At 55.7% G+C, this 9,630-nt stretch carries 8 protein-coding genes and 1 pseudogene; 8 read left to right on the top strand and 1 reads right to left on the bottom strand.

Features of this window, described 5'->3' with window-relative positions; genetic code table 11:
- Positions 1–106: 106 nt before the first annotated feature.
- The 4 genes and pseudogenes from ACFXHE_RS33710 to ACFXHE_RS33695 form a co-directional block, all read left to right on the top strand.
- Positions 107–249: pseudogene (locus tag ACFXHE_RS33710) on the top strand (beta-ketoacyl synthase N-terminal-like domain-containing protein); the annotation flags it as partial.
- A gap of 149 nt (positions 250–398) precedes the next feature.
- The gene (locus tag ACFXHE_RS33705; RefSeq protein ID WP_379388823.1) at positions 399–563 is read left to right on the top strand and encodes a transposase; all 165 of its coding nucleotides are present in this window, start codon (positions 399–401) and stop codon (positions 561–563) included.
- Positions 564–1,576: 1,013 nt separating this feature from the next.
- A complete protein-coding gene (locus ACFXHE_RS33700; protein WP_379388721.1) occupies positions 1,577–3,034 on the top strand; it encodes a carboxylesterase/lipase family protein in 1,458 nt (485 codons plus the stop codon).
- 250 nt (positions 3,035–3,284) lie between these two features.
- Positions 3,285–3,470 carry a ParB N-terminal domain-containing protein gene (locus ACFXHE_RS33695; RefSeq protein ID WP_379388720.1) on the top strand — a complete coding sequence of 62 codons (186 nt, stop codon included), beginning with the start codon at positions 3,285–3,287 and terminating at the stop codon, positions 3,468–3,470.
- Positions 3,471–4,217: 747 nt separating this feature from the next.
- Here the strand turns inward: ACFXHE_RS33695 and ACFXHE_RS33690 are convergent.
- Positions 4,218–4,724 (bottom strand): VOC family protein, encoded by a 507-nt coding sequence (locus tag ACFXHE_RS33690; RefSeq protein WP_379388719.1) that lies wholly within the window; start codon positions 4,722–4,724, stop codon positions 4,218–4,220.
- 449 nt (positions 4,725–5,173) lie between these two features.
- Here ACFXHE_RS33690 and ACFXHE_RS33685 point away from each other — a divergent pair, with 449 nt between their 5' ends.
- From ACFXHE_RS33685 to ACFXHE_RS33670, 4 genes are all read left to right on the top strand, one after another.
- The gene (locus ACFXHE_RS33685; RefSeq protein WP_379388718.1) at positions 5,174–6,394 is read left to right on the top strand and encodes a cytochrome P450; all 1,221 of its coding nucleotides are present in this window, start codon (positions 5,174–5,176) and stop codon (positions 6,392–6,394) included.
- 46 nt (positions 6,395–6,440) lie between these two features.
- Positions 6,441–7,889 carry a cytochrome P450 gene (locus tag ACFXHE_RS33680; protein WP_379388717.1) on the top strand — a complete coding sequence of 483 codons (1,449 nt, stop codon included), beginning with the start codon at positions 6,441–6,443 and terminating at the stop codon, positions 7,887–7,889.
- 70 nt (positions 7,890–7,959) lie between these two features.
- On the top strand, positions 7,960–8,697 hold the full coding sequence (locus ACFXHE_RS33675; protein WP_379388716.1) for a polyketide synthase: 738 nt from the start codon (positions 7,960–7,962) through the stop codon (positions 8,695–8,697).
- Positions 8,698–8,786: 89 nt separating this feature from the next.
- On the top strand, positions 8,787–9,630 hold an 844-nt coding region (locus tag ACFXHE_RS33670), incomplete at its 3' end, for a beta-ketoacyl synthase N-terminal-like domain-containing protein (protein WP_379388715.1).

Raw genomic sequence — 9,630 nt, 5'->3', positions numbered from 1 at the left:
GCTCCGGAATCGCGATCGAAGGATTGAGACTCATGGCCGATGAAGTCGAATACGCGCAGTACCTGAAAGGGATGACGGTCGAGCTCCGCGAGGCCCGCAGCCGAACGCAGGCGATTTCGATGCCCGATTCTTCGGAATCAGCCCTCGGGAGGCCGTCGCGATGGACCGCTGGAGGTGTCCTGGGAGGCACTCGAGGACGCAGGGGTCGATCCGAGATCGTTGCGAGGGTCGGGCACCGGAGTGTTCGTGAAACTACTCCTCGCCATCTCTCCTGGCTGGTAACGACCGTCGAGGACAAGCGAACATGTGTGCGAGACACGGCGTCCGGCGACACACCACCAGGTGGGAGAATTCTGTGACAGCCGGGTGAAGGAATTCGGTGACGGACCGGTGGGGGAATTCCGGGACTGCTGACACCCACCGAGCTGATCCGCGAAGTTCATGGTGTGTCGCGCCAAACCTACGGATCACGACGGATCCATGCGGAACTGACCCGCGGGATGGGAATTGTGGTCAGTGAGAACCTCGTTGGACTTGATCAAGTCGGTCAAACACCGAGGTGACCAAGGCCGTTACCTCGAAGGGCCCTGCCGAGACCAGCTATCAAGAGGGTCGCTATTCGACTGGCAGGGCCCTTTGTTATGGATCTTTGTATCCAGCGTGTAGAGGCTGCGTCAGGACGGCATCCGCTGTCGAGATCTATATGTCGCCAATCTCATCCATCGCTTCCGAATGAGGCGGAAGCGCGCCGGACCCTAACCAGATTTCTGCAAACTGTAGGTCGTCGCGGCCTGGTATGCGAACCCGATGTGCGGCTATTGGTCCTCGAACTCCTCCTATGTTGGAAGCGGCACGAAATTGCGCAGAGCAAGTAGGAGCCCGCGAACGGTGACCCGGCCATGGACTCCTTCGGGTAAGAGAGGATGGATCTGAAACTACCTGAGATCGATTGTGTATCCCGGGCTAGTCGATGTCGGGGTCTATTCCGTATTCCTCCGGCAGGCTCCTCGGGCGCTTTGGCGCATCTGCAGATGGTGCGGCGAAATTTCGGCAATTGCTTTGTGTCAATGCGGAAGGCTCTGCTGCTGGATCTATCGATTCTTGATCGGTCATCTTCACTCCGGGTCCAAGTCGGAACTGTCAGCAACCGTTCTAACACTGACATAAGGCTGTAGGCCAGTGATGAGCTGTATCGCAAATGCTCGGCGAGATAGAGGGCAACGCGACCGTACTCGCTCAGTGACTGGGCGTGACACGGTCGGCGTGGAGGTTTGGTTCTGCTCCGGGGTAACAAGTTGTGGGACCGCAGGATTGGGACTGGTACATGAACCACGCTGCAGTACAAAAGGTTACCGAGGGTTGGATGTCGCAAGCTTCCGAAATATGGTGGAGTTAAGTAGGATTGGTGAAGCGCGCAGCATGACACGACTGACATGTGGAGCACGCGCTGCGGGTTGACGATGCTCTTCTGATGTTGGGGCTGTCCTGCTATGCGTGGATATGTTCCGATATGCGTTCCCCGACCGACGAATATCGGGCGCGTATTGGATTAGAAGGTACGGAACTAAGGAAATAAATGGACACGATTGTATCTGTGACTGATGGCAAAGTCCTTGGGACGACCGCTAATGGGATCAGCACCTTCCTCGGTATCCCTTATGCCGCAGCTCCGGTCGGTCCCGCCCGTTTCGAGCTTCCTAGACATGTTGTCCCGTGGCATGGGTTACGTCACGCAAAGAGTTATGGCGCTACGTGCGTACAGTTGCCCTATCCGGAGCCGATCCAGGCCTTGATCGGAAACGATATCATTCCTGGCGACGATTATCTGAACTTGAATGTGTGGACACCCGATCCTGGCGGGTCTGGACTTCCGGTGCTTGTGTGGATACATGGTGGTGGATACGCACGAGGATCGAACGCTCAACAGATGTACGACGGCAGTGCATTCGCTCGCGATGGAGTCGTGATGGTATCCATCAACTACCGTCTGGGCATATCGGGGTATGCCGTTGTGCCCGGTGCACCGCTAAATCGAGGTATGCACGACCAGATATTTGCGCTTCGTTGGGTGCAGGAGAATATCGCTGCGTTCGGAGGAAATCCGAACAACGTGACAGTGTTTGGTGAATCTGCCGGTGGTATGAGCGTGCTGAATCTGGCTGCTTCGGATGCAGCTCGAGGCCTATTTCAACGAGCAATCGTCCAGAGCGCGAATGGATCCGCAGTCGCAGATGCTGGAGAAATGATGCAGGTTTTCGAACGTGTCTCGGCCGAGCTCGATATTGAACCCAGCGTAGATTCGTTTGGTCAGTTGACTGCGGATGAGATTCGAGCGGCGCAGGATCCTGCTTTGTGGAGTCGATCAATGGTCCCAGGTACCCTAGGTATAACTACATTCTTTCCAGTCATCGACGGTGAGCTGATCAGCGTGCGTCCGACCGATCTGCTATTGGCGCAGCCAGACAGGATGCCACCGCTCCTCGCCGGCTGGACTCGCGAAGAATTCCGGTTCTTCATGTACTCGCTTGGCCAAGCTGCAACTATCAACGCAGAAACCTTGCCGTCGATGCTGACTCATGCTGGACTTGACGCCAAAGTCGTCCAGACCTACCAGGATGCTCGGCCTGGAGCCACACCTGCGGATCTGTATGCGGCAATTCTGACGGATATGAAATTTCGGAGTGAACTCGAGGAGATCGCCGCAGCTGTCACCGCGCCAGTGCATTTGTACGAGTTTGCTTGGCGATCCTCCGTACCCGGCCTCGGGGCTTGCCACGTTCTAGATGTTCCGTTCGTCTTTGACCGCCTGGCCTCCGGACATTCTCTGACTGGACCAAACCCACCCCAGTCACTTGCCGACGAGACGCATCGCGCTTGGGTTGATTTCGCAACTCACGGTGATCCAGGTTGGCCTCGCTACACTTCTGAAGCGCGTCTCGTACACGTAATCGACTACCCGCTGACCGCAGATATTTTCAGCCCGCGTGGTGATGAGCTGAGCGCGGTTCGAAAGGCGCAGCTCTCCGACCGCTAAGTGCGAACATGACCAATGCGAGCCCTGAACAAGCTTTATATTGCATGAGGCTTGCAGCTTTAACGGGATGTTAGCCGCGGCGGCGAGCGGTCGGCCGGAACCCGTGCTACTCTCGATGACGGATCGAATATGAGGTCGATTGTGGGGGAGTGGAAACCAGATAACGTTGGTCAGATAGCGGTCGAGATCGAATCGGTATCGATTGGATCCTTAGTGCTGGAGGATTCTCCAGCGGCTCGGCGGGATAGATATGGGCCATGTACTTGTTTTGGCTGAAAGTGGCCGCGAACTACCGCCGATTCTAGTGCATCGACAGACTCGTCAGGTTGTGGACGGAATCCATCGCCTACGAGCAGCGGAGATGCGTGGTGAGATGACAATCAATGTTCGATTCTTCGATGGCGAAATAGACGAGATATTCTTGAAGGCCGCATAAGAAAATATCGCCCACGGGCTTCCTCTGCCTCTGGCTGACCGCGCAGTTGCCGCCAGCCGGGTAGTGCGTACTCATCCTCAATGGTCTGATCGGCGCATAGCGCGGCTCGTTGGCCTCTCTCCAAAGACTGTGGGCGCCGTCCGGACGCGGTTAAGTGAGGAAATTCCTCAGTTGAGCGTGCGGGTCGGTAGCGACGGACGGGTCCGGCATATCCCTGTCAACAGAGGCCGTGGCATCACTCCGGCGTCGGTTCACAGCTCCGAATCGGCTGATGAAGGCCAGCCGTCCGGCCAGCTCGGAGATGCGGCATCCGCCGGCAATCTTGCTGAGGGTCGCAACGGGCGGCGGTCGACAGGTGACGTGCCAGTAGATTTGGATGCCATGCTGCTACTGCGTCGGGATCCTTCATTCAGAATGACTGAGAGCGGCCGAACACTGCTTCGTCTTCTAAACGTTCTTAGCGTTCCGTCTGCACAATGGAGTCAGCTAATTGCAGCGATACCGATGCGTCAGGTGAGTTCCGTAGAGAATTCTGCTCAAGCATGCTCGGAAGCATGGCGCACTGTGGCAGACCAGATTGCTTTGCAGCCCATCGCATAAGATTTTCGGTGAACGAGAAGTACCCCGTTCGGGGGTCTTCTCGTCGATACGCGGGTTCGGTTACCGTCCGCTAAATTGCGGAATCCGACGATTGAGGACTGCGTCGAGAGCCTCGATCAGGTGAACTTCAGATCGAATGCCTTCCATTCATTCATTTTCATTCCCCACGGTTTCCTTCTCCTGGTACTCGATCTCGCGCCGCTTGAATTCTTCCTGCGGATTGTTCACCGTAGTGATCGCACTCTCTGGAAGGTCAGTGTGATGTGCAGTTGTATAGAAGCGGATCTCATGCCCGTCGGGGTCATGAAGCAACGGCAGGTTCCAGCCAATAGCGCCAAACTTCACTCCTCCATGTTCTTCTCCAAGTTCTGAAAGATGGTCTGCGAGCGCTTCGAGGGCATCCTTGCTAGGCACTCCGATCACAAAATAGTCGAATCCGGATGCAGCCTTGGCCATGTCGGGATTGAGCTGCAAAGCGAATGTGGGGCCTCCCATAGGGTGCCGCATAGCCAGTCCGATCAGTCTGCCGTCGGTCCTGAACTCTACGTCCAGTCGATAGCCGAGCCTTGACTCGTACCATTCTAGGGAGCGAGCCAGGTCACCTACTGGAAGTTTGATGTGGTGGACACCGTCAAGATGCGGTACGGCGGACATTCTTCATACCTTCCTATAAGCCCTGGATAAACCAAGGCAACGGGGGTGCGTCGCTAAGAGCTACGGCGCAAGCCTACGAGCGGAATAGTGTTGATCATTTCATCGGCTGTCAAGGCTGTGCACCCGAGTATGTACATAGTATGGACAGGTAATGACCTGGTTGTTATCGTGCAACCGAAGATCGAAGTCCCGGTGTGAACCCGCTGGCTAATGATGTAGGAGGGGTAGTCGCGCAGCTTTTGGGCATTCAGTTGCTCAGTGCCAGCGCGTGGTTGGGCAATTGCTATGCGCGGTTCGTTGTGGCCGCAGATTATGCGATTCGTATTCATGAATGTGTCTTCGGCCATGGGAGATAATGCACTAAGTAGTGATAGCTTCTCGTCTGGCATTCTTTATGGACCTGCGGCGGTGGATCGCCAAGGCCGAAAATTCTATCTAGGAAGTGGACAATGACCGAAGCCTCTGAAATCGTGTTCAATCCGTTTGCGCCGGGATTCACGGATAACCCGTATCCGCAGTATGCCGAGCTCAGGATCGCGGCGCCTGTCAGCGAACATCCGCTAGGGTTCTGGCTTTTGACCCGCTATAAGGACGTCCATGATCTAGTGCTTTCAGATGAGTCTGTCGAGCTATCGAACCTTGGCTCTAACCGGTATCGAAGCATGCTCGAGCAACTGTATGGCGCTGCAGTCACGCCGCGGATGGGCGGACGTGCGATGATGGACCAGGATGATCCTGATCATTTGCGGCTCCGTAAACTTGTTGTCAAGGCATTTACGCCGCGGGCGGTGGCTGCAATTGGTCCAAGTATAACGAAATTGGTTAACGATAAATTGGATAGCATTGCCGATGCCGGCGATGCTGACATCGTACGCGATCTGGCGTTCCCGTTGCCGTTCGATGTTATTTCAGAGATGCTTGGTATGCCCGCGACCGACCATCTGCGCGTCAGGGATCTCGCGAACATCCTTGCGCAGTCGTTGGAACCCGGTATTACACCTGATGCAATGCGCGCGATTCAAGCGGCCGACGAGGAACTTGCCGGCATTGTGCGAGAAGTGCTCGCATGGAAGCGAAACAATCCTGCAGATGATCTCATGTCGGCGCTTATTGCGGCGGAAGACAATGGTGATGTGCTTGACGACGATGAGCTCGTCTCTCAGGTTCTTCTGATGTACCTTGCTGGATTTCACAATACGGTCAATCTGATCTCTAATGGAGTTCATGCTCTGCTGTGTAACCGAGAGCAGATGGCGCTTCTTCGAAGTCGTCCTGATCTCGACGAGAATGCGATTGAAGAGATACTTCGATTCGATGCACCTGGGCAGCTGAACCGCCGCGTAACTGTGCGCGACTATCGAATCGGCGATATTGAGATTCCCGCAGGGGCGTTCGTTCTTGCGAGTGTTGCATCTGCCAACAGAGATGCAGAATTTTGGGGGCCGGACGCGGACCTTCTTAGGCTGGACAGGAAGAATGCAAAGGCTCACTTGTCCTTCTCTGCTGGACCGCGTTTCTGTCTTGGAGCTGCGCTCGCGAGAATGGAAGCCAGAATTGCGATTGGCGGTCTGATCCGCAGATTTGATGCGCTAGAGCCGAGTGGAAAAATGGAATGGAATGGCCGCATAAATCTGCGAGGGCCCGCGACGCTGCCGGTCTCAGTTAAATAGCAAGTCTCATTGCTTCGTAAAGTGTGAGCCCAAGGAGATTTCTTCGATGATTGCTGATTCTATCCCACACCCTTCGCTGAGGCTTCCCGTTCTGGGGGACGCATTGAAGGTGTCACCAGATACCCGAATTCAAGATACAATGGGTCTGGCGCGTGAACTAGGATCGATCTTTGAAGTTCGAGTTCGTAATGCCCAATTCGTGGTTGTATCCGATCCTGATCTAGTTGCCGAGCTGTGTGACGACAAGCGTTTCACCAAAAAGGTAGCTGGCGGCGTCGCGGAAATGCGGGCGGTGCTCGCGGACGGTCTGTTCACAGCTCATACGGATGAGCCAAATTGGCGTATTGCGCATGAGGTGCTGTTGCCGGCCTTCTCGCAGGCCGCGATGCGTTCATATCACGCGACGATGGTAGATGTGTGTAATGAGCTCTTGGGGTCCTTCGATCGAGGGCTTGGCGAGCCGGTTGAAGTTCTTCAGAATCTAACCAAGTATACGCTCGAGACTGTCTCGCGATGCGGTTTTGGCTATAAGCTCGGCGCGTTTTCGGATGACAGCAGCGATCCTGCGGTAGCTGGTCTTCTCAATATTGTAAATCGTGCACTCCATCCTCCGTTCAGCTTGCCGTTCTTGGGCCGCCGTCAGGCGAAGGTGCGAGCTGAAGGAAATGCGCGCGATATTGCACATTTGCGCGGTGTTGTTGACGGTCTCATCCAGCGTCGTGTTAATGGCGAAAACGAGGGCTCGGACGATCTTCTCGAGAGTATGCTCAATTCGAAAGATTCTGCCGGTCAGATGCTTGACCACACCAATGTGCGCAATCAGGTTATGACGTTCATATTTGCTGGCTATGTCACAACGGCATCGGCTCTTGGTGTTACGCTGTACTATCTGTCGGCTAATCCAGATGTCCTGAAGAAAGCGCGCGCAGAGGTCGATGCGATGTGGCCCGCCGGCGACGGTGTTCCGTCGTTTGAGCAAATCGCAAAATTGAGATATCTCCGACGTGTATTTGACGAGAGTCTTCGTTTGTGGCCGACCGCGCCTGCGTTCACTCGGCAGGCCCGCGAAGATACTGTGCTGGGAGGTAAATATCCGATGCGGCGTGGAGAAGCAGTTACGGTGCATATTCCGCTGCTTCATCGTACGGCTGCATGGGGTGATGATGTCGAGCGGTTCGATCCCGATCGTTTTCTTGCCGAGAATGTCAAGAAACGGCCGGCGCACGTGTACAAGCCATTTGGCACGGGTGAGCGAGCTTGTATTGGCCGTCAGTTTGCGAACCATGAGGCTCTTGTTGCTCTTGCGTTTATCCTGCGTAGGTATGAGCTCGTAGGCGATCCCGGCTATAAACTGCAGATTTCGGAATCGCTCTCGTTGAAGCCGAAGAAATTCCATCTGAGTTTGTCACTGCGCGAACATCGAGGCACTCATCATAGCGGTGAGTTCGATGACGGCGCTGTGGCGTCGGGCTGTCCGCATCTGGAGAATAGCTAGCACCGCGAAGTTTGGATCAAACGATCCAGGTTCGCGGAGTCTCCGTCCTCCCGAATATTAGATTTCCTCGATGGCGGCCGTTGCCGCGCGGCCGCCATCGAGGTTCGATTGGGGTTGTGCAGCTGTGGATGTTTCTCAGGGTCAGAGTTTCGACGATTCAACAGTGAGCGTTGGACTCGCATGTCGTGTTCCTGGTGCAAGTAGTCCTGATGAGCTCTGGCGATTGCTTAGCAATGGTATTGAGTGGATTGCCGATGAACCTCATGATGGTCGCTTCTGGGACCTGCTATCTGCTTCTGGTATCACTGAGCCCGAGCGCCGCATGGTCGAGCGTGGTGGCTATCTCTCCGACATGGATAAGTTCGATGCCAGTTTCTTTGGAATCGCACCTCGAGAGGCTCAGAGTATGGATCCACAGCAACGCCTTGTGCTTGAGCTGAGCTGGGAAGCACTAGAGCATGGCGGCATTATTGCGGCAGCGATCAACGGGATGGAAGCCGGTATTTTTATCCCTTTGGAGTTGCTTGATCGGTTTTTGAAGACTGGTGGTGGTCGCAGCATGGTTGCCAACCATGTCTCGAGATTCTTTGGTCTGCACGGACCTGGCATGTCGGTTGATTGTGGTCAATACTCGTCGCTTGTAGCGGTTCATCTCGCGTGTGAATGTATCCGATCCGGCGAATCGGTCCTGGCGCTGGCTGGCGGAGTCCATCTGAATCTTTCATCGGGCTCTGGTGTAGGCATGTTGAAGTTTGGCGCGTTGTGTCCTGATGGCCGATCCTTTGTGTTCGATGCCCGGGCAGCATGACGACCTAGGGTCTGTTGATGGAGATGAACGCCTTTCCATCATCGATCGTGAATTTGACTTCTAGAGTCGTTTAATAGGAAAGATGCAAAATGTCTACTGACGAAAAGTACGTTCACTATCTCAAGCGGCTGACTGTTGATCTGCGGGAAGCTAGAAATCGGATCAAGGAACTGTCGGACGCTGACTCTGAGCCGATCGCGATCGTGGGGATGAGCTGCCGGTACCCCGGTAGCGTGTCCTCCCCCGAGGATCTGTGGCAGCTAGTCGCTGAGGGCCGCGATGCGGTTTCGGACTTCCCTGTCAACCGTGGTTGGGATACTGCGAGCATCTACGACCCAGAACCGGGCATACCGGGAAAGACCTATACACGTTCCGGTGGATTTGTTTACGATGCGCCGGATTTCGATGCCGGGTTCTTCGGGATCAGCCCGCGTGAGGCCCTGGGCATGGATCCGCAGCAGCGGCTGCTGCTCGAGGCGGTGTGGGAGGCATGCGAACGCGCCGGCATCGACCGTTCGGCGTTGCGAGGTAGTGCCACCGGTGTGTTCGCCGGGCTGATGGCGCAGGGCGGTTATGTCACCGGAGGTGGTGGGTCGTCGGGCGTCGATGAAATCGAGGGTTACCGGTTGACCGGCAACACGGCCAGTGTCGCTTCGGGTCGTGTGTCGTATGTGCTGGGTTTCGAGGGTCCGGCGGTGACGGTGGATACGGCGTGTTCGTCGTCGCTGGTGGCTTTGCATCTGGCGTGTCAGTCGCTGCGGCGTGGCGAATGTGATCTCGCGGTGGCGGGCGGTGTGACCGTGATGGCGACTCCGGCGCTGTTCGTCGAGTTTGCTTCGCAGCGGGGTTTGTCGGCTGATGGTCGATGCAAGTCGTTTTCCGAGACTGCTGATGGTACGGGGTGGGCCGAGGGTGTCGGTGTGTTGTTGGTGG

Origin of the sequence: Nocardia sp. NPDC059229 (genome assembly GCF_042754165.1) — a bacterium.
Lineage (GTDB): Bacteria > Actinomycetota > Actinomycetes > Mycobacteriales > Mycobacteriaceae > Nocardia.
Note: the sequence above shows the minus strand (reverse complement) of the source record. Positions and strands in the feature narration are given on the sequence as shown.